Genomic DNA, 19,832 nt, shown 5'->3' on the forward strand with positions numbered 1-19,832 from the left:
GGATGTCGTGGCCGGTCGGCCCGGGACGATGAGGTGGGGTAAGCATGAACGCGCCGTACGAGGGTGACCGCGGCGAGGCCGCGGGCAACTCGGGTCACCCCGAGGGCCCGCCGCCCGAGCACGGCCCAGTGCCGCCGCAGCACCCCGCGGACATGTACCTCCAGGACGCCTACGACCAGGACCCCTACCGGTCCCAGGACCTCACCGCCCAGGACCCGGTCGCCGAGGCGCTCTACGACCGCGCCGCGCACCCCCCGCCGCCCCCGGGCCCGTACCAGCCGCAGCAGCCGCTGTACGGCCGCCCGCCGCAGTCCCCGTACGCGCCCGACCCGCGTGTGTGGGCCCAGCCGCCGGCGCCCGAGCCGGAGGGCCCCACCCAGTACCTCCCGTACGGCGACGACCCGCGCACCACCCAGTTCGTGGGCGTGGACGACCTGGTCTCGCACTCCGCCGACGAGCAGCACCGGCCCGACGCCTTCGCGCACCTCTTCAAGGACCAGCAGCAGGCCGCTCCCCGCCCCTACGCCGAGCACCCGCCGGCCCCCGGCCCGGCCCACGCCCAGGGCGACGCGGGCCCGTACCAGGCGCCCGCGTACCAGGTTCCCCAGCACCAGGCCCAGGCTCCGCGGTACGAGGCTTCGCACTACGAGGCCCCGCCCGCCGAGGCCACCGTCGCGGTCCCGACGCCCGAGCCCGAGCCCGATCCTGATTCCGCCCCCGCCGCCGAGAAGAAGGGCGGCCGGGCCTCCGGCCTGCTGAAGTCCAGCGCCGTGATGGCCGCGGGCACGATGGTCTCCCGCCTCACCGGCTTCGTCCGCTCCGCCCTGATCGTCTCGGCGCTCGGTACGGCCGTCCTGGGCGACACGTTCCAGGTCGCCTACCAGCTGCCCACGATGATCTACATCCTCACTGTCGGCGGAGGCCTCAACTCCGTCTTCGTGCCGCAGCTCGTGCGCGCGATGAAGGAGGACGACGACAGAGGCGAGGCCTACGCCAACCGCCTGCTGACCCTGGTCATGGTGGCGCTCGGTCTGCTCACCGCGCTGGCGATGTTCGCCGCGCCACTCCTGGTCCGGGTGCTGTCGAACCCGGTCGCCAACAATCCCGCGGCCAACGACGTGGCCATCACCTTCACCCGCTACTTCCTGCCCTCCATCTTCTTCATGGGCCTCCACGTGGTGATGGGACAGATCCTCAACGCCCGCGGCAAGTTCGGCGCGATGATGTGGACCCCGGTCCTCAACAACATCGTCATCATCGTGACGCTCGCCATGTTCCTGTGGGTCTACGGCACTGCGGCCGACTCCGGCATGGAGGTCACGACGATCCCGCCGGAGGGCCAGAAGCTCCTCGGCATCGGTATCCTCCTCGGCCTCGTCGTCCAGGCCCTGGCGATGATCCCGTATCTGCGCGAGACCGGTTTCAAGCTGCGACTGCGCTTCGACTGGAAGGGCCATGGCCTCGGCAAGGCGGCGATGCTCGCCAAGTGGACGATCCTCTTCGTCCTCGCCAACCAGGCCGGCGCGCTGGTGGTCACGCAGCTGGCGACCTCGGCGGTCACGGACACCAAGATCCCCGGCACCGGTTTCAGCGCCTACGCCAACGCCCAGCTGATCTGGGGCCTGCCGCAGGCCATCATCACCGTCTCCCTGATGGCCGCCCTCCTGCCGCGCATCTCGCGGTCGGCAGCCGAGGGCGACGCGGGCGCGGTCCGGGACGACATCTCCCAGGGGCTGCGCACCACGGCCGTCGCGATCGTGCCGATCTCCTTCGGCTTCCTCGCACTCGGCATCCCGATGTGCACCCTGATCTTCGGCTCATCCGGCACCGGTGCCGCCACCAACATGGGCTACATGCTGATGGCCTTCGGTCTCGGCCTGATCCCCTACTCGGTGCAGTACGTCGTCCTGCGCGCCTTCTACGCCTACGAGGACACCCGGACGCCCTTCTACAACACGGTGATCGTGGCCGCGGTCAACGCGAGCGCCGCGGTGGTCTGTTACGTGGTGCTCCCGCCCCGCTGGGCCGTGGCCGGTATGGCCGCGGCCTACGGACTCGCCTACGCGATCGGGGTCGGCGTCGCCTGGAACCGGCTGCGCAAGCGCCTCGGCGGCGACCTCGACGGCTCCCATGTGCTGCGCACGTACGCCAGACTGTGCATCGCCTCCGTCCCGGCCGCGCTCATCAGCGGCGCGGCCTGCTACGGCATCGCCGACACGCTCGGCCAGGGTGTCGTCGGCTCCTTCGCCGCGCTGCTGGTCGGCGGGGCGCTGCTGCTGGGCATCTTCTTCGTCGCCGCCCGCCGCATGCGCATCGAGGAGCTCAACTCCCTCGTCGGCATGGTCCGCGGACGGCTGGGCCGCTGAGACAGGAGGCAAGCGCACAACCATCGTTCACCGCTGCGTGTCGTGCATAGCGGCGGACTATGGGCACAATTGGATCCGGCGTCGGACGGCGCGCAACGAGGTCGAACGGCGCGCAACGGATGGGGAGGCAGGAACGACGGTGGCGGAACGGAGCACGGCTGCCGTCGACGTGGCAGACAACAGCGGCGACGAGCCGCTGACCGCACAGGCGGACCAGTCCACGGCCGACGGGGTGGCCAAGAACCGGGAGCGGGACACGGACAGCGACGAGGCACAGGGGAGTGGCGGGAGCGAGGGTCCCGGTAAGACCTCGGCGCCTGAACTGCACAGCGGCCACAAACTCGCCAGACGTTACCGTCTGGAGGAGTGCGTCACCCGTCTGGACGGATTCAGCAGTTGGCGTGCGGTGGACGAGAAACTCCGCCGTGCCGTGGGCGTCCATATCCTGCCGGCGGACCATGCGCGTGCGCGATCGGTGCTGGCTGCGGCCCGCTCCTCGGCGCTGCTCGGCGATCCACGCTTCGTCCAGGTCCTGGACGCCGTGGAGGAGAACGACCTCGTCTACGTCGTCCACGAGTGGCTGCCCGACGCCACCGAGCTGACCGCGCTGCTGGCGTCCGTCCCGCTGGAGCCGCACGACGCGTACCAGATGGTCAGTCAGATCGCCTCGGCGATGGCCGCGGCCCACCGCGAGGGTCTGTCGCATCTGCGTCTGAACCCCAACGCCGTCCTGCGTACGTCGTCGGGCCAGTGGCGCATCCGCGGTCTCGCGGTCAACGCCGCCCTGCGCGGCGTCACGTCGGACAGCCCGCAGCGCACCGACACCGAAGCGATCGGCGCCCTGCTGTACGCGGCACTCACCCAGCGCTGGCCGTACGAGAGCGACGCCTACGGCCTCTCCGGGCTGCCGAAGGACGTCGGTCTGATCGCTCCCGACCAGGTCCGCGCCGGCGTCCACCGAGGTCTGTCCGAGCTCGCCATGCGCGCGCTCGCCAACGACGGGGCGACCGCCTCCCGGCACGAGGCCGCCTGCACGACGCCGGAGGAACTGGTGAAGGCGATCGGCGAGATGCCCCGCATCCGTCCGCCGGAGCCCACGTTCACGGCGCCGCCGGAGTACCAGCGCACGACCTACCAACAGGGCACCTACGGCCGCCCCGCACCGCACCCGGGCATCACCCAGCCGGTGTCGGCCCCGCCGCCCCCGCTGCAGAGCCGTACCGGCCGCGCCCTGAAGTGGGCCGTGTCCGCCCTCCTCATCGCCGCGCTCGGCCTCGGCAGCTGGCAGCTCGCGGAAGCCCTGATGGACCAGGGCAAGTCGTCCGACGACACCAACCAGACCCAGACGACGGAGGACGGCGACAAGAACAGCGCCGCCCCGAAGCCGACCAAGACGCTGAAGATCGCGGGCGCCGAGGAGTACGTCGCGAGCGGAGACGCCCAGGCGCCGGGCGACGTGGCGAACACCTACGACGGCGACAGCTCCACGTACTGGCGCACGAAGCGGTACAACGACGGTCCCTCGCTGGCCCCCTACAAGCCGGGGGTAGGCATCGTCTACGACCTCGGCTCGGCCCAGGAGGTCTCCGCCGCGTCCATAGCGCTCCGGTACGGCGGGGACCACACCACGGTCCATCTGTACGCCACGGACTCCCTGAGCCCCTCCACGGGGGTCGAAGGGATGAAGGAGATCGGCAACGCCACCTCCAGCAGCACCTCGCTCACTGTGAAGGCGTCCAAGTCCGTGAAGACCCGCTATGTGCTCCTCTGGATCACAGCGGTCCCGAACGCACCGACCGACGGCTACAGCGGCGCCGGTTACAAGCAGGCCATCACCGACCTCAAGTTCACGGGCTGACGCCTCACCGGAAGGGAAAGGGGTCGGATGGCGGACGGTGGCGGGTACGACGGCGTGAGCGATCAGGACCTCCTCACCCGGCACGTCGAGGGCGACCCCGATGCGTTCGGGGAGCTGGTGCGGCGGCACCGGGACCGGTTGTGGGCCGTGGCGCTGCGGACGCTGGGGGACCGCGAGGAGGCCGCTGACGCCGTTCAGGACGCCCTTGTGTCCGCCTACCGGGCCGCCGGCACCTTCCGGGGCCAGTCGGCTGTCACAACCTGGCTGCACCGGATCACGGTGAACGCCTGCCTGGACCGTGCCCGCAAGGTCGCCTCCCGCAAGACCTCCCCGGTCGACGACACCGAGCGTCTGGAACAACTGCTGGAGCCGCACGAGTCGGCCGCCGCCCCGGCCGAGCGCAACGACCTGCACCGCCAGCTCATCGCAGCGCTCGGCACCCTCCCGCCGGACCAGCGGGCCGCCCTCGTCCTGGTGGACATGCAGGGTTACCCCGTCGCCGAGGCCGCCCGCATGCTCGATGTCCCGACCGGGACGGTGAAGAGCCGCTGCGCCCGGGGCAGAGCCAGACTCCTCCCGCTGCTCACCCATCTCCGGCCCGAAAACGCCGACGACGAGAAGGAATGCGGCGGGAGGCGGAACCGGGCGCACGGGACATCCGTCCCACCGGCAGCGGACCCTCCCGACGAGGGGCCGGACAGCGCCGGGACAGGCGACTCATCTGCTGTGAAGGGCGGAGGTGGGCGAACGTGACACCGACGACGGACACGACCGGGCACCCGGACGTCGCGGAGATCTCCGACCTCACCGAAGGCCTGCTCGCGCCTTCCCGGAGCGCCGACGTACGCCGGCACCTCGAGAGCTGCGACCTCTGCGCCGACGTCCACGCCTCACTCGAAGAGATCCGCGGCCTGCTGGGCACGCTTCCCGGCCCGCCCCGTATGCCGGACGACGTCGCTCAGCGCATCGATGCCGCACTCGCCGCCGAGGCACTCCTCAGCACCATGGCCGACAGCGACGCAACGCATGTTTCACGTGAAACATCCACGGCCGCAGACCGGCCCTCGGGACATGCCCGCCCCGCCACCACCGGCCCGGGCCGCAAGGGCGACGAGAACGGCAAGAGCGGCCCGAGCGGCAAGGGACGCATGCGAGGCAGGCGTCGCAGGGGCGTTGTCCTGGGTGCCCTCTTCGGTGTCGCGGCCCTGGGGCTCGGCGGTGTCCTGGTGTTCTCGTCCACCGGCGACGACCCCGACACCTCCGCACGCACACAGTCCACGGCGGCCGACACCTTCGCCAAGGGCACGCTGGAGAACAAGGTCACGGATCTCCTCGCCGGCACGCAGAACGCCGGCACTTTGAAGAGCAACGGTGTGGACGGCAGCTCGGGGACCCCCCAGCCCCACATCCTCGAGATGCCCTCTGTCCCCGACTGCGTCCAGAAGGGCATCGGCCGCAGCGACACGGCCCTCGCCACCGAGGAAGGCACATACCAAGGCAAGGACGCCCTGCTCGTCGTGCTGCCCGACACATCGAACAGCACCAAGGTCGACGCGTACCTCATGGACAGGACCTGCGCCACGCAGTCCTCGTCGGGTCCGGCCAAGATCTTTCTGCAGGACTCCTACACGCGTCACTGAGGCCCCAAGCTGCGCCTCTCTCCACAACGGCATCCCGCACGGCGTTGTCCCTCCGTGTGCCCGGACACAGCGGGAATGCGCGCCCCTTAGGATCCGTTGGGTGGGGTGAGAGTTCCCAGAGGCTCCCACCGGTCGAACGATGCAGACCAGAGACGAGGAAACAAGCCGTGAGCGACGTCCGAAACGTGATCATCATCGGCTCCGGGCCCGCCGGCTACACCGCCGCGCTCTACACCGCGCGCGCGTCGCTGAAGCCGCTGGTGTTCGAAGGTGCCGTCACCGCGGGCGGTGCGCTGATGAACACCACCGAGGTCGAGAACTTCCCCGGCTTCCAGGACGGCATCATGGGCCCCGAGCTCATGGACAACATGCGCGCCCAGGCCGAGCGCTTCGGCGCCGAACTCGTCCCGGACGACATCGTCTCCGTCGATCTCACCGGTGAGATCAAGACCGTCACGGACACGGCGGGCACCGTCCACCGCGCCAAGGCCGTCATCGTCACCACCGGCTCCCAGCACCGCAAGCTCGGTCTGCCGAATGAGGACGCCCTCTCCGGCCGCGGTGTCTCCTGGTGCGCCACCTGTGACGGCTTCTTCTTCAAGGACCACGACATCGCCGTGATCGGCGGCGGCGACACCGCGATGGAGGAGGCCACCTTCCTCTCCCGCTTCGCCAAGTCCGTCACGATCGTCCACCGCCGGGACACCCTGCGCGCCTCCAAGACGATGCAGGCGCGTGCCTTCGCCGACCCGAAGATCAAGTTCATCTGGGACAGCGAGGTCGCCGAGATCCAGGGCGACCCGAAGCTCTCCGGCCTGAAGCTGCGCAACCTCAAGACCGGCGAGATCTCGGACCTGGCGGTCACGGGCCTGTTCATCGCGATCGGCCACGACCCGCGCACCGAACTCTTCAAGGGCCAGCTCGACCTGGACGGAGAGGGCTACCTCAAGGTCGCCGCCCCCTCCACCCGGACGAACCTGAGCGGTGTCTTCGCCGCCGGTGACGTGGTCGACCACACCTACCGTCAGGCGATCACCGCGGCCGGCACCGGCTGTTCCTCCGCGCTCGACGCCGAGCACTTCCTCGCCGCCCTCGCGGACGAGGAGCAGGCCGAGCCCGAGAAGACCTCTGTCTGATTCCCCCTCCTCCCTCCCCACCGCACAAAGAGTTAAGGAGCCCCCTGTGGCCGGCACCCTGAAGCATGTGACCGACGCCGACTTCGATGAGGTCGTCCTCAAGAGCGACAAGCCCGTTCTGGTGGACTTCTGGGCCGAGTGGTGCGGCCCGTGCCGTCAGATCGCTCCCTCTCTCGAGGCCATCGCCGCCGAGCACGGCGACAAGATCGAGATCGTCAAGCTGAACATCGACGAGAACCCGACCACGGCCGCCAAGTACGGCGTCATGTCGATCCCGACCCTGAACGTCTACCAGGACGGCGAGGTCGCCAAGACCATCGTCGGCGCCAAGCCGAAGGCCGCGCTCGTCCGCGACCTGGAGACCTTCATCGCCGCCAAGTGACGCACTGTTTCACGTGAAACACTCATGGGCCAGCCCGGAAGGGCTGGCCCATTCTGTTCTCGGGTACCGCCTACAGCGGTCGCAGCGCCGGTTCCTTCTGGACAGCCCCCAGGAGCCGGTCCAGCGCCATCTCCACGTCTTCCTTCCAGGAAAGCGTGGTCCTCAGCTCCAGCCTCAGCCGAGGGCGGGTCGGATGGGGACGCACCGTCTTGAAGCCCACCGCCAGCAGATGGTCGACGGGAAGCATGCAGGACGGCTCCGTCCAACGCGCGTCACCGAACGCCTCGATCGCCTTGAAGCCCCGCCGCAGCAGATCCTTGGCCACCGTCTGCACCATCACCCGGCCAAGTCCCTGTCCCCGGTACCCCGGCATGATGAAAGCGGTCATCAACTGCACGGCGTCCGGTGCAACGGGACTGGTGGGAAAGGCCGTCGAGCGGGGCACATAGGCGGGCGGAGCGTAGAGCACGAAGCCCACGGGGACGTCATCGACATAGACGACCCGTCCGCACGACCCCCAGTCCAGCAGGACCGCCGAGATCCAGGACTCCTTCTCCAGAGCCGCCGTGCCGGACCTTACCGCGGCCTCACCGCGGACGGGATCCAACTCCCAGAAGACACACGAGCGACAACGCTGGGGAAGGTCCTGAAGGTTGTCCAGCGTGAGCGGTACGAGCCGACGGCCCATGAAGGCTGTTCCTCGCTTCCTTCGCCCGCGGCGTCGCGAGCGGCTGCCAGAGCGCTGCGTTCCCTGAGCAGCCCGCCGACGAAGCCGCCGACCGCGCCCAGCCCCAGTCCCGCGCTCACCAGTCCGGTCCGGCTCATCGTTCGCATGGCCCCGCCTCCCAGTCCGAGGTGTTGCCCGGTGGATGCGCCATACCTGATCGCATCGTATCCATGATGTGATTCGCTCGATACCGCCTGAAAGCAAAGAGCGAGCCGTGTTCCGGGCACACCGGACACGGCTCGCTCAGTGGGGTCGCGGGGAGCCTCACGGACGATCCGCGGCTCAGTCCTCCGCCTCCTCGGACACGTCCTCGGAAGCGCCCTCGACGAGGCCCTTCTGCAGTACGGAGCCTTCGCCGGGAGCGAGAGTGCCAAGGATCCGCTCAAGGTCCTCCATGGAGGCGAACTCCACGGTGATCTTGCCCTTCTTCTGTCCCAGGTCGACCTTCACCCGCGTCTCGAAGCGATCCGAGAGCCGGGTGGCGAGGTCGGTCAGCGCCGGGGAGACACGGCCACCGGCACGGGGACCCTTGGACCGCTGAGTGGTCTGCGGCCGGGAACCCATGAGGGTGACGATCTCCTCGACGGCCCGCACCGACAGCCCTTCGGCCACGATCCGGTGAGCCAGGCGGTCCTGCTCCTCGGAGTCGTCCACGGACAGCAGCGCCCGGGCGTGACCGGCGGAGAGAACGCCTGCCGCGACCCGGCGCTGTACCGCCGGCGAGAGCTTCAGCAGCCGCAGCGTGTTGGAGACCTGCGGACGGGACCGACCGATACGGTCCGCCAGCTGGTCGTGCGTGCAGTTGAAGTCCTTCAGCAACTGGTCGTAGGCGGCTGCCTCTTCCAGCGGGTTCAGCTGGGCCCGGTGGAGGTTCTCCAACAGGGCGTCCAGCAGAAGCTTCTCGTCGTCCGTGGCCCGCACGATCGCCGGGATCGCCTCCAGGCCCGCCTCACGGCAGGCCCGCCAGCGCCGCTCACCCATGATGAGTTCGTAGCTGCTGGGACCGCTCTGCCGTACGACAACCGGCTGGAGGAGACCGACCTCCTTGATGGAGGTGATCAGCTCGTGCAGCGCGTCCTCGTCGAAGACCTCACGCGGCTGGCGCGGGTTCGGCACGATCGAGTCGAGGGGGAGCTCCGCGAAGTGCGCACCGATGGGCGGCGGAAGCGTCTCCGCGACGCCGATCGCCGACGGCTCCTCTGTTTCACGTGAAACAGGCGGCAGCGTGGCCACCTTCGCCGCGGCCACTCCACGCTCGGTCGTCAGGACCGGGACCACCGCCGGAGACGGGGAACCTCCGCTCCCCATCGCGGTCTGCGCCGGGGTCTTCTCTGTCGGGGCAGCGGGGATCAATGCCCCAAGACCACGGCCCAGCCCCCTCCGTCGCTCACTCACTGAATCCCCTCCACCATGTTCGGACTGTTCTGGGCACCGATATGGGCGTGGGTGGCGTCGTAGCTGATACCCACACCCCTCAGTGCGATTTCTCGTGCTGCCTCAAGATAGGAGAGGGCACCGCTCGATCCCGGATCGTAGGTCAGCACCGTCTGCCCATAGCTCGGCGCCTCGGAGATACGGACCGAGCGGGGAATGCTCGTCCGCAGCACCTCTTCGCCGAAGTGGGTGCGCACCTCCTCCGCGACCTGAGACGCCAGACGCGTCCGGCCGTCGTACATGGTGAGCAGGATGGTCGACACATGCAGGGTGGGGTTGAGGTGCCCCCGGACGAGGTCGACGTTGCGCAGCAGCTGGCCCAGACCCTCCAGGGCGTAGTACTCGCACTGGATCGGGATGAGGACCTCTGCGCCGGCCACGAGCGCGTTGACCGTCAGCAGGCCGAGCGAGGGCGGGCAGTCGATGAGGACGTAGTCCAGCGGCTGCTCGTACGCCTGGATGGCCCGCTGCAGTCTGCTCTCCCGGGCCACCAGGGACACCAGCTCGATCTCCGCACCCGCGAGATCGATCGTGGCGGGCGCGCAGAACAGACCCTCGACGTCAGGGACCGGCTGGACGACTTCGGAGAGCGGGCGGCTCTCGACCAGGACGTCATAGATGGACGGAACCTCGGCATGGTGGTCGATTCCCAGAGCAGTGGAGGCATTGCCCTGCGGGTCGAGGTCGACCACCAGGACGCGGCCTCCGTGAAGGGCCAGGGAAGCGGCAAGGTTGACGGTCGTCGTCGTCTTGCCTACGCCGCCCTTCTGGTTGGCGACCACGATGATCCGGGTCTGCTCAGGTCGTGGCAGGCCCTCTCCGGCGCGGCCCAGTGCCTCCACCGCCAGTTGGGCAGCACGACCGATCGGGGTGTCGTCCATCGGGGGCGGTGTTTCACGTGAAACATCCTCCCTCAATGACTCGGTACGGGGACCGGGGACCGGATCGGCCATCGGTCCCGCGATGTTGGCGTCGGACCGCAAGGATTCACTCTCCTCGACTTCAAGCTCGCAATGAACAGAGCCTGCCATGCCTTCGGGGTCGCGAACCAGTGAGGCCTGGTGTTCTGTGGAGAAATCCACCTCTGTGGACAACTCCCTTGCCTTATCGAGTGAACCGAGAGGCTTACGGTCACGAGGTTCGGCCGCAGCGCGGCCTCGGCTGATGATGCCGTGGAGCAGTGAGCGACGTTTCACGTGAAACACGATGCACAGCGCTCGCGGCCGAACTGTCGCGACACTCCGTCATGCGCAGGTTTGGCAGCTTGTGTGGAGTACGTCTCGTCGTCAGGACGACGGGCTGGATCTCAACGGCGCCGTCGTACCCGCCCCGTGCGGGCTGCCTTCGCCCGCTTGGCCGCGAACCGTACGCCACCCGGGCTCTCCCCGACCTCGACTCGCACCACCGTGGAGAGCGGATCGACGATGCCCTCACCGACATGCAGGATCTCGGTGTCGACCGCGCCGAGCTTGCTGAGGGCGGTGGCTGCGCTCTTCAGCTCCTCCTCCGCGGTGTCGCCCTTGAGGGCGAGCATCTCGCCGTAGGGACGCAGCAGAGGGATGCCCCAGCCCGCCAGACGGTCCAGGGGGGCCACAGCACGGGCGGTGACCACATGGACGGGCGGGATCGTGCCCATGACCTCCTCGGCGCGTCCACGCACGACGGTCACATGGTCCAGGCCGAGCAGCTCGACGACCTCGGTCAGGAAGTTCGTACGCCGAAGGAGTGGCTCCAGAAGGGTGATCTTCAGATCCTCGCGTACCAGCGCCAGGGGGATGCCGGGCAGGCCGGCGCCCGAGCCGACGTCGCAGACCGTCACACCCTCGGGGACGACCTCGGACAGCACCGCACAGTTCAGGATGTGCCTCTCCCACAGGCGGGGTACCTCGCGCGGGCCGATGAGCCCTCGCTGTACTCCCGCCTCGGCCAGGAGCTCGGCGTACCGGACCGCATCCGTGAAGCGATCACCGAACACCTCGCGTGCCACCTCGGGCGCAGGGGGGAGCTCCGCTGCCTCCGTCACGGGGACCGTCCTTCCGTACCGCATCGGCGTCCGGCACCGACCACCAGAACCACCAGGCTGACAAGGACCGGCCCCGCCTGCGCGACAGACGGGGCCGGGGAGTGATGTGTGTACCGATTCAGTTGGGCAGCACGACGACGAAGCGCTGCGGCTCCTCGCCCTCGGATTCGCTGCGCAGCCCCGCGGCCTTGACCGCGTCGTGGACGACCTTGCGCTCGAAGGGCGTCATCGGATTCAGCTTGACCGGCTCGCCGCTGTTCTTCGCGTCGGCCGCGGCCTTGGCGCCCAGCTCGGAGAGCTCGGTGCGCTTCTTGGCGCGGTAGCCCGCGATATCCAGCATCAGCCGGCTGCGGTCGCCGGTCTCCCGGTGTACGGCCAGGCGCGTCAGCTCCTGCAGCGCCTCCAGTACCTCGCCGTCCCGGCCGACCAGCTTCTGCAGGTCACGGGTGCCCGAGTCGCTGATGATCGACACAGCGGCCCGGTCGGCTTCGACGTCCATGTCGATGTCGCCGTCGAGATCGGCGATGTCCAGCAGACCCTCGAGGTAGTCCGCCGCGATCTCGCCCTCCTGCTCCAGGCGGGTCAGGGTGTCTGCACCCTCGGCGGCGGCGGAGGTGGTGCCTTCCGTCACGGGATGGGCTCCTTCTTACTTCTTGGAGGGGGACTTGGGGCGCTGTGGGCCACCCTTGCGCTGCCCGGACTGGGCCTTGCTGCGGCCACCGCCGGCGGGCTTGGGAGGGGCCTTCCGGGCAGCGCCGGAGGTCTTGGTGTCCTCGGGCTCGGCGTCCTCGGGCTCGTCGGACTTGCTCAGCGAGGTGGTGCCCTCGCCGGCCGCCTTCGCGCTGCCCGACTGGCGCTGGGACTTCGACTGGCGCTTGGGCTGCTGCCGCCTTGGATTGGCCGCGGTGGTGGAGGTGCCGTCCTCGTTCTGGACGACGTCCTGCGTCTCGCCCCGCACCACGGTGCCGTCGGCCTGGGCCGCGAAGCCCGCCTTGTTCAGTCCGTTGATGAACTTGCGCTCGGCCTCGTTACGCTCACGGCCCTTGGCGACGATGGCCTTGATGATGGCCTTCTGCCCGCGGTTGCCGATCTTGCCGGCGTGCGTGACGTGCGTGTACAGGCGCTCCAGATACGCGCCCTGGGCCTTCGAACCCGGGGTCGGGTTGTTGCGGATGACGTACATCTGCTGGCCCATGGTCCACACGTTGGTGGTCAGCCAGTAGACGAGGACACCGACCGGGAAGTTGATGCCGAAGACGGCGAACATGACCGGGAAGATGTACATGAGCATCTTCTGCTGCTGCATGAACGGCGTCTTCACCGTGGTGTCGACGTTCTTCGTCATCAGCTGGCGCTGGGTGAAGAACTGCGAGGCCGACATCATGACGATCATGATGGCGGTGACCACCCGCACATCGGTGAGCGAGGCGCCGAGGGACTCCACCTTCGCCGCGCCGTCGGTGAACTTCGCGGCCAGCGGAGCGCCGATGATGTGCGCCTTCTGGGCGCTCTGCAGCAGGCTCTGGTTGATCACACCGATGGTGTCACCGGAGGCGATGCCGTTGAGCACGTGGTACAGGGCGAAGAAGAACGGGGACTGCGCCAGGATGGGAAGGCACGAGGAGAGCGGGTTGGTGCCCGTCTCCTTGTACAGCTTCATCATCTCTTCGGACTGACGCTGCTTGTCGTTCTTGTAGCGCTCCTGGATCTTCTTCATCTCGGGCTGGAGCGTCTGCATCGCCCTGGTCGCCTTGATCTGCTTCACGAAGAGCGGGATCAGGCAGATGCGGATCAGGATCACCAGGGACACGATCGACAGGCCCCAGGCCCATCCGGTGTCAGGGCCGAAGATCTTGCCGTACACCGTGTGGAACTGAACGATGACCCAGGAGACGGGTGTCGTGATGAAGCTGAACAGGCTGGCAATCGTGTCCACTAATCATGCTCCTTGGGCATGGGACGGGGTGGTCTCTGCGGCCGGGCTCGAGGAGGCATTCTCCTCGGTGGCCGTTTCGGCGGCGGAGTGCCCGCCCCTGCGTGCACGCCAGGCGTCGCGCAGCTTTTCGTGCCACCGCGGGCGTTTCCGCGGCGGGACATGGTCCACACCCCCCAGCGACCACGGGTTGCACCGCAGGATGCGCCAAGCGGTGAGCGCCGTTCCCTTGATCGCGCCGTGCCGGTCGATGGCCGTGTAGCCGTAGTGCGAGCACGACGGGTAGTACTTGCACACCGGCCCCAGCAGCGGACTGATCGTCCACTGGTAGAGCTTGATCAGAGCCAGCAGCGGATACTTCATCGCGCGCCCCCTCCCAGCAGACGTTGAAGGGCGGCATCAAGGTCTTGGGCCAGCTGTGCGTGGTCGGCGTCGCCCGCACCGGGCAGCGCCCGTACGACTACCAGGCTACCGGGGGGCAGCAGGACGACTCGTTCCCGCATCAGATGACGAAGTCGGCGCTTCACCTTGTTGCGTACGACCGCTCCACCCACGGCCTTGCTCACGACGAAACCCGCACGCGTCGGGGGAGCGCTCTCCCCAGGCGCGTGCGGGTCCGTGGCACCGCTTCGAAGATGGACCACGAGGGTCGGGCGGCCAGCCCGACGACCTCGTCGTACCGCGGTCGCGAAGTCCTCGCGCCGCCTCAGCCGATGCTCGGTAGGCAGCACGACGTCATGACCTGATCAGGCTCAGGCGGACAGGTTGGCGCGACCCTTGCTGCGGCGGTTCGCGAGAATCGCGCGACCGGCACGGGTACGCATCCGCAGGCGGAAGCCGTGGGTCTTGGCACGACGACGGTTGTTCGGCTGGAAGGTGCGCTTGCTCACTCGGGGGCTCCAGAAATCAATCGGTGTTGGCGGGTGCCGTCCTGGCTGTCACCGTGCGCCCACGAGTAGCTCTCGTTACGCCCGAGTGCACCGCTTCCCGATCACCTGACGCGATCTGTGCCCATCGGAGGCAGGCGGCAGCAGCCATCGACAACTCGACCTGGTTACGGTACGCGCGGCTGCGCCATCCGGTCAAACCAGGGGTCGCCGGGAGGCACTCGGGAGACACTATCCACAGCCTGGGGACAACAACTTGAACCGCACCCGTCGCCCTGACTACCGTGGCTGAACTCCGATTCGTTCCTTTGTCCCCTTGTTCCCGGCTCCCCCGGGGACTCCCCCCGGTTTCAATCCCGACCCGTCCCACCATCACACGAACGTGGGACCCACGAGAGAGCGTGCCCTGTGGCTGACGTACCTGCCGATCTTGCCGCAGTGTGGCCGCGAGTACTGGAGCAGCTCCTCGAGGGCCGTGGTCAGGGGGTCGAGGCGAAGGACGAGCACTGGATCCGGCGCTGCCAGCCGCTCGCGCTGGTCGCCGACACCGCCCTGCTCGCCGTACCGAACGAATTCGCGAAGGGCGTCCTGGAGGGCCGGCTCGCCCCGATCGTCAGCGACACGCTGAGCCGCGAGTGCGGCCGGCCGATCCGTATCGCGATCACCGTCGACGACTCCGCGGGCGAACCCCCGGCCCCGCCGGCGCCCCCCGTCCAGCGCCAGCCGCAGTCACGCTACGAGGAGCCCGAACTCCCGTCCGGCCCGTCCGGCCCGTACGACGAGCAGAAGGGCCGCTACGACAGCGGGTACGACACCTCGTACAACGCTCCGTACGAAAGTTATGGCAGGCACCGCGCGGAACCGCTGCCCCAGCCGCCCGGCGAACAGCAGCTGCCGACCGCGCGCCCCGCGTACCCGTCGGAGTACCAGCGCCCCGAGCCCGGCGGCTGGCCGCGGCCCCAGCAGGACGAGTACAGCTGGCAGCAGCAGCGGCTCGGTTTCCCCGAGCGCGACCCGTACGCCTCGCCGTCGCAGGAGCCGTATCCCCAGGACAGCTACGGCCAGCCGTCCTCCGACTACCGTCCGCAGCCGATGGAACGGCGCCCGTACGACCCCTCGCCGTACGAGCAGAAGCCACAGGACTACAACCAGCACGACCAGCGCGACGGAGGGCGGCGGGAGCTGCCCGAACCGTCGCCCGGTGCCGGTCCGCCGCAGCGGCCCGGTATGCCCGGCACGCAGCCGGCGAAGCCGAGCGGGCCCGGTGAACCGACCGCGCGGCTGAACCCGAAGTACCTCTTCGACACGTTCGTCATCGGCGCGTCCAACCGCTTCGCGCACGCGGCGGCGGTCGCCGTCGCCGAGGCGCCCGCGAAGGCGTACAACCCCCTGTTCATCTACGGGGAGTCGGGCCTCGGCAAGACGCACCTGCTGCACGCGATCGGACACTACGCGCGGAGCCTCTACCCCGGCACGCGCGTGCGGTACGTGAGCTCCGAGGAGTTCACCAACGAGTTCATCAACTCCATCCGCGACGGCAAGGGCGACAGCTTCCGCAAGCGGTACCGCGAGATGGACATCCTCCTGGTCGACGACATCCAGTTCCTGGCGGACAAGGAGTCGACGCAGGAGGAGTTCTTCCACACCTTCAACACGCTCCACAACGCGAACAAGCAGATCGTGCTGTCCAGCGACCGGCCGCCGAAGCAGCTGGTGACGCTGGAGGACCGGCTGCGGAACCGTTTCGAGTGGGGTCTCATCACCGACGTCCAGCCGCCCGAGCTGGAGACGAGGATCGCGATCCTCCGCAAGAAGGCGGTGCAGGAGCAGCTGAACGCCCCGCCGGAGGTGCTGGAGTTCATCGCGTCCCGGATCTCGCGCAACATCCGCGAGCTGGAGGGCGCGCTGATCCGGGTGACGGCGTTCGCGTCGCTCAACCGGCAGCCGGTGGACCTGGGCCTCACGGAGATCGTCCTCAAGGACCTCATCCCCGGCGGCGAGGACTCGGCCCCCGAGATCACCTCGACGGCCATCATGAGCGCCACCGCCGACTACTTCGGCCTCACCGTCGAGGACCTGTGCGGCACCTCGCGCGGGCGCGCCCTGGTGACGGCCCGGCAGATCGCCATGTACCTGTGCCGTGAGCTGACCGACCTGTCCCTGCCGAAGATCGGCGCGCTGTTCGGCGGCCGTGACCATACGACGGTCATGCACGCCGACCGCAAGATCCGCAATCTCATGGCCGAGCGCCGCTCCATCTACAACCAGGTCACCGAACTCACCAACCGGATCAAGGCCGGCTGAGAAGGCCCTCCATACGCCGTCCAGGGCGCCCCGGGAGCAGTTCCCGGGGCGCCTTCTTCGTGCCACGGCGGCGTGGAGGAGCCGAGCGGGCGCAGGAGCGGGGGAGCCGACTGGTGCTGTGTCTGTCATCCGCTGTTCGATTACTCGCCGGGTTACGGCCACTCTCCACAGATTCGGTGACTTTTTGCCGTCCACACCCTGGGGACCGCGAAGTTGTCCAGACTGTATCCACAGGCAGTCCGGCCGAAGAACCGTCAGGGCAGGTCAACAGGTTGTGGATTCGTGGACAAACTTTATCCACAGGCTGTGGACGGCGAGACGATCCACAAGCTGTGCACAAAGTTGTCCACCGACAACCCACAGGCTGTGGGCGGTTGTCCCCAGCGAACCCCGGCTTCTCCACACCTCTGTCCACTGTTCGGCAACGCGACGCGCCTTCTCACCGGGTCGAGTGAAAGGCGTCACACGAAGTTGCCCGGTTGGCCTGTGGGAAACGTGGGTAAACCTGGGGACGCATCTGGGGAGAACTCCCCTCTGCCTGTGCATGGAGTGTGCAGAACTTTCTGTTCTCCACAGCGGGCCCTGGTTATCCACCGGCTCCGCCCACAGGACCAGTGGATAAAATTTCGCCTCTGAGCTGCGAAAACACAGTTATCCACCGTTTCCACAGGCCCTACTACTACTAACAACTAGAGAGAGCCAGGAAACCGTTTCGAAGTGGGTCCTGTGCACAACTCGCCCTTCGGCGTCCGGCTGCCCCGGATCACGACTTGACCCCGACAGGCACCTACTGTCAGTGCGGTGCGTCAGACTGGTCCCGGTGGTCCTTCCCCTCCCAGGGACCGACCACACACCGAGACAGACGACGAAGGCCAGGCAGAGCGACAAGCGCCGGCAACAGCAGGAGGCGGCAAGAGTGAAGATCCGGGTGGAACGCGACGTACTCGCGGAGGCAGTGGCCTGGGCGGCGCGCAGCCTCCCGGCCCGTCCGCCGGCGCCTGTCCTCGCCGGCCTGCTGCTGAAGGCCGAGGACGGCGCGCTGAGCCTCTCCAGCTTCGACTACGAGGTCTCGGCGCGGGTGTCCGTGGAGGCGGAGATCGAGGAGGAGGGCACGGTCCTCGTCTCCGGCCGTCTGCTGGCCGACATCTGCCGCGCCCTGCCCAACCGCCCGGTGGAGATTTCCACAGACGGTGTACGGGCGACCGTGGTCTGCGGCTCCTCCCGCTTCACCCTCCACACCCTGCCGGTGGAGGAGTACCCCTCGCTGCCCCAGATGCCGAACGCGACGGGCACGGTCCCCGGCGAGGTCTTCGCCTCCGCCGCCGCCCAGGTCGCCATCGCCGCCGGCCGCGACGACACACTGCCCGTCCTCACCGGTGTGCGCATCGAGATCGAGGGCGACACCGTCACGCTGGCCTCCACCGACCGCTACCGCTTCGCGGTCCGCGAGTTCCTGTGGAAGCCGGAGAACCCGGACGCCTCCGCGGTCGCCCTGGTGCCCGCCAAGACGCTCCTGGACACCGCCAAGGCGCTCACCAGCGGCGACAGCGTCATCCTGGCGCTCTCCGGCTCGGGCGCGGGCGAGGGCCTGATCGGCTTCGAGGGCGCCGGCCGGCGCACGACCACCCGCCTCCTCGAAGGCGACCTGCCGAAGTACCGCACGCTGTTCCCGACCGAGTTCAACTCGGTCGCCGTGATCGAGACCGCCCCCTTCGTGGAGGCCGTCAAGCGCGTGGCCCTGGTCGCCGAGCGCAACACCCCGGTGCGGCTGAGCTTCGAGCAGGGCGTGCTCATCCTGGAGGCCGGTTCCAGCGACGACGCACAGGCTGTGGAGAGGGTCGACTCCCAGCTGGAGGGCGACGACATCTCGATCGCCTTCAACCCGACCTTCCTGCTGGACGGCCTGAGCGCGATCGACTCCCCCGTCGCCCAGCTGTCGTTCACCACGTCCACCAAGCCCGCGCTGCTCAGCGGCAAGCCCGCGCTGGACGCCGAGGCGGACGAGGCCTACAAGTACCTGATCATGCCGGTGCGCCTGAGCGGCTGAGGCTGAGGCTCACCCAGGCTTGTCCACAGGCCGTGGAGAAACACCTCCCGGCCTGTGGGTGAAACCGCAGGTGAACGCGTATGTGACGCGTATGTGGGGCGCTACGTCTGAGCGCGTATCCCCACAGGTGTGCGTGAGGGCCCGGGTCTAGGCTCGGACATGGGTACGAAGGTGCCCCACACGCCACACAGCGACCTAAGGAACAACTGATGGAGCTCGGTCTCGTCGGCCTCGGCAAGATGGGCGGCAACATGCGCGAGCGGATCCGCCGCGCGGGCCACACCGTCGTCGGATACGACCGCAACCCGGACCTCGCCGACGTCCACAGCCTGGAAGAGCTTGTGGGCAAGCTCTCGGGCCCGCGCGTGGTCTGGGTGATGGTCCCGGCCGGCGCTGCCACCCAGTCGACGATCGACGAGCTCGCCGAGCTCCTGGAGCCGGGCGATGTCGTCGTGGACGGCGGCAACTCCCGCTGGACGGACGACGAGAAGCACGCCGAGGAGCTGGCGGCCAAGAGCATCGGCTTCGTCGACTGCGGAGTCTCCGGCGGCGTCTGGGGCCTGGCGAACGGCTACGCGCTGATGTACGGCGGTGCCGCCGAGAACATAGCCAAGGTCCAGCCGGTCTTCGACGCCCTCAAGCCCGAGGGCGAGTTCGGCGCCGTGCACGCGGGCAAGGTCGGCGCGGGCCACTTCTCGAAGATGGTCCACAACGGCATCGAGTACGCCATGATGCAGGCCTACGCCGAGGGCTGGGAGCTCCTGGAGAAGGTCGACTCGGTCACGGACGTGCGCGAGGTCTTCCGCTCCTGGCAGGAGGGCACCGTCATCCGTTCCTGGCTCCTCGACCTCGCGGTCAACGCCCTCAGCGAGGACGAGCACCTCGACAAGCTGAAGGGGTACGCCCAGGACTCCGGCGAGGGCCGCTGGACCGTCGAGGCCGCGATAGACCACGCCGTGCCGCTGCCCGCGATCACCGCGTCGCTGTTCGCGCGGTTCTCCTCCCGCCAGGAGGACTCGCCGCAGATGAAGATGATCTCGGCGCTGCGCAACCAGTTCGGCGGCCACGCGGTCGAGACGAAGTAACCAGTCAACG

The 19,832-nt window shown here is 68.5% G+C and carries 18 protein-coding genes; 9 read left to right on the forward strand and 9 right to left on the reverse strand.

Annotated elements, in window-relative coordinates:
- The first annotated feature begins 44 nt into the window (after positions 1–44).
- The 6 genes from murJ (at position 45) to trxA (ending at position 7,382) form a co-directional block, all read left to right on the forward strand.
- Positions 45–2,366 carry a murein biosynthesis integral membrane protein MurJ gene (gene murJ / locus ACFPIH_RS17195; RefSeq protein WP_381171112.1) on the forward strand — a complete coding sequence of 774 codons (2,322 nt, stop codon included), beginning with the start codon at positions 45–47 and terminating at the stop codon, positions 2,364–2,366.
- 139 nt (positions 2,367–2,505) lie between these two features.
- Positions 2,506–4,224 (forward strand): protein kinase family protein, encoded by a 1,719-nt coding sequence (locus ACFPIH_RS17200; protein WP_381171110.1) that lies wholly within the window; start codon positions 2,506–2,508, stop codon positions 4,222–4,224.
- Between the two features lie 27 nt (positions 4,225–4,251).
- Positions 4,252–4,977, forward strand: coding sequence for an RNA polymerase sigma factor SigM (sigM, locus tag ACFPIH_RS17205; protein WP_381171108.1), 726 nt, complete (start codon positions 4,252–4,254; stop codon positions 4,975–4,977).
- Positions 4,974–5,864, forward strand: coding sequence for an anti-sigma factor family protein (locus tag ACFPIH_RS17210; protein ID WP_381171106.1), 891 nt, complete (start codon positions 4,974–4,976; stop codon positions 5,862–5,864). The genes sigM and ACFPIH_RS17210 overlap by 4 nt, the downstream gene beginning before the upstream one ends.
- A gap of 167 nt (positions 5,865–6,031) precedes the next feature.
- Positions 6,032–7,000 (forward strand): thioredoxin-disulfide reductase, encoded by a 969-nt coding sequence (trxB, locus tag ACFPIH_RS17215; RefSeq protein ID WP_381171104.1) that lies wholly within the window; start codon positions 6,032–6,034, stop codon positions 6,998–7,000.
- Between the two features lie 46 nt (positions 7,001–7,046).
- Positions 7,047–7,382 (forward strand): thioredoxin, encoded by a 336-nt coding sequence (gene trxA, locus ACFPIH_RS17220; protein ID WP_381171102.1) that lies wholly within the window; start codon positions 7,047–7,049, stop codon positions 7,380–7,382.
- A 70-nt stretch (positions 7,383–7,452) separates the two neighbouring features.
- On the opposite strand, the gene ACFPIH_RS17225 is transcribed toward trxA, so the two are convergent.
- From ACFPIH_RS17225 to rpmH, 9 genes are all read right to left on the reverse strand, one after another.
- Positions 7,453–8,070: a GNAT family N-acetyltransferase gene (locus ACFPIH_RS17225; protein WP_381171100.1), complete on the reverse strand. Its 618-nt coding sequence runs from the start codon at positions 8,068–8,070 to the stop codon at positions 7,453–7,455.
- Positions 8,071–8,391: 321 nt separating this feature from the next.
- Complete coding sequence (locus ACFPIH_RS17230) at positions 8,392–9,504, reverse strand: ParB/RepB/Spo0J family partition protein (protein WP_381171098.1); 1,113 nt, start codon at positions 9,502–9,504, stop codon at positions 8,392–8,394.
- On the reverse strand, positions 9,501–10,574 hold the full coding sequence (locus ACFPIH_RS17235; protein WP_381171478.1) for an AAA family ATPase: 1,074 nt from the start codon (positions 10,572–10,574) through the stop codon (positions 9,501–9,503). Before ACFPIH_RS17235 ends, ACFPIH_RS17230 begins: the two co-directional genes overlap by 4 nt.
- Before the next feature lie 275 nt (positions 10,575–10,849).
- Positions 10,850–11,566 (reverse strand): 16S rRNA (guanine(527)-N(7))-methyltransferase RsmG, encoded by a 717-nt coding sequence (rsmG, locus tag ACFPIH_RS17240; protein WP_381171096.1) that lies wholly within the window; start codon positions 11,564–11,566, stop codon positions 10,850–10,852.
- Between the two features lie 118 nt (positions 11,567–11,684).
- Entirely contained in the window at positions 11,685–12,197 is a 513-nt protein-coding gene (locus tag ACFPIH_RS17245; RefSeq protein ID WP_381171094.1) for a Jag family protein, read from the reverse strand.
- Positions 12,198–12,212: 15 nt separating this feature from the next.
- Entirely contained in the window at positions 12,213–13,502 is a 1,290-nt protein-coding gene (gene yidC / locus ACFPIH_RS17250) for a membrane protein insertase YidC (protein ID WP_381171092.1), read from the reverse strand.
- A 3-nt stretch (positions 13,503–13,505) separates the two neighbouring features.
- The gene (gene yidD / locus ACFPIH_RS17255) at positions 13,506–13,862 is read right to left on the reverse strand and encodes a membrane protein insertion efficiency factor YidD (RefSeq protein ID WP_381171090.1); all 357 of its coding nucleotides are present in this window, start codon (positions 13,860–13,862) and stop codon (positions 13,506–13,508) included.
- The gene (rnpA, locus tag ACFPIH_RS17260; protein WP_381171088.1) at positions 13,859–14,230 is read right to left on the reverse strand and encodes a ribonuclease P protein component; all 372 of its coding nucleotides are present in this window, start codon (positions 14,228–14,230) and stop codon (positions 13,859–13,861) included. The genes yidD and rnpA overlap by 4 nt, the downstream gene beginning before the upstream one ends.
- A 21-nt stretch (positions 14,231–14,251) precedes the next feature.
- Positions 14,252–14,389: a 50S ribosomal protein L34 gene (rpmH, locus tag ACFPIH_RS17265; RefSeq protein WP_018846094.1), complete on the reverse strand. Its 138-nt coding sequence runs from the start codon at positions 14,387–14,389 to the stop codon at positions 14,252–14,254.
- A gap of 405 nt (positions 14,390–14,794) precedes the next feature.
- On the opposite strand from rpmH, the gene dnaA reads away from it, so the two are divergent.
- The 3 genes from dnaA to gnd all read left to right on the forward strand — a co-directional run bounded on the left by dnaA (position 14,795) and on the right by gnd (position 19,822).
- Positions 14,795–16,690: a chromosomal replication initiator protein DnaA gene (gene dnaA, locus ACFPIH_RS17270; protein WP_381171085.1), complete on the forward strand. Its 1,896-nt coding sequence runs from the start codon at positions 14,795–14,797 to the stop codon at positions 16,688–16,690.
- Positions 16,691–17,606: 916 nt separating this feature from the next.
- A complete protein-coding gene (gene dnaN / locus ACFPIH_RS17275) occupies positions 17,607–18,737 on the forward strand; it encodes a DNA polymerase III subunit beta (protein WP_381171082.1) in 1,131 nt (376 codons plus the stop codon).
- Positions 18,738–18,946: 209 nt separating this feature from the next.
- Entirely contained in the window at positions 18,947–19,822 is an 876-nt protein-coding gene (gene gnd / locus ACFPIH_RS17280; protein WP_381171080.1) for a phosphogluconate dehydrogenase (NAD(+)-dependent, decarboxylating), read from the forward strand.
- The last annotated feature ends 10 nt before the right edge of the window (positions 19,823–19,832 follow it).

Source organism: Streptomyces vulcanius (assembly GCF_042653945.1).
Lineage (GTDB): Bacteria > Actinomycetota > Actinomycetes > Streptomycetales > Streptomycetaceae > Streptomyces > Streptomyces mangrovi.

What these genes read in the sequence shown, in the direction of transcription:
- ACFPIH_RS17235 (WP_381171478.1), bottom strand. Translation starts at nt 10,574, where the DNA reads ATGGCAGGCTCTGTTCATTGCGAGCTTGAAGTCGAGGAGAGTGAATCC.
- ACFPIH_RS17225 (WP_381171100.1), bottom strand. Translation starts at nt 8,070, where the DNA reads ATGGGCCGTCGGCTCGTACCGCTCACGCTGGACAACCTTCAGGACCTT.
- sigM (WP_381171108.1), top strand. Translation starts at nt 4,252, where the DNA reads ATGGCGGACGGTGGCGGGTACGACGGCGTGAGCGATCAGGACCTCCTC.
- yidD (WP_381171090.1), bottom strand. Translation starts at nt 13,862, where the DNA reads ATGAAGTATCCGCTGCTGGCTCTGATCAAGCTCTACCAGTGGACGATC.
- murJ (WP_381171112.1), top strand. Translation starts at nt 45, where the DNA reads ATGAACGCGCCGTACGAGGGTGACCGCGGCGAGGCCGCGGGCAACTCG.
- gnd (WP_381171080.1), top strand. Translation starts at nt 18,947, where the DNA reads ATGGAGCTCGGTCTCGTCGGCCTCGGCAAGATGGGCGGCAACATGCGC.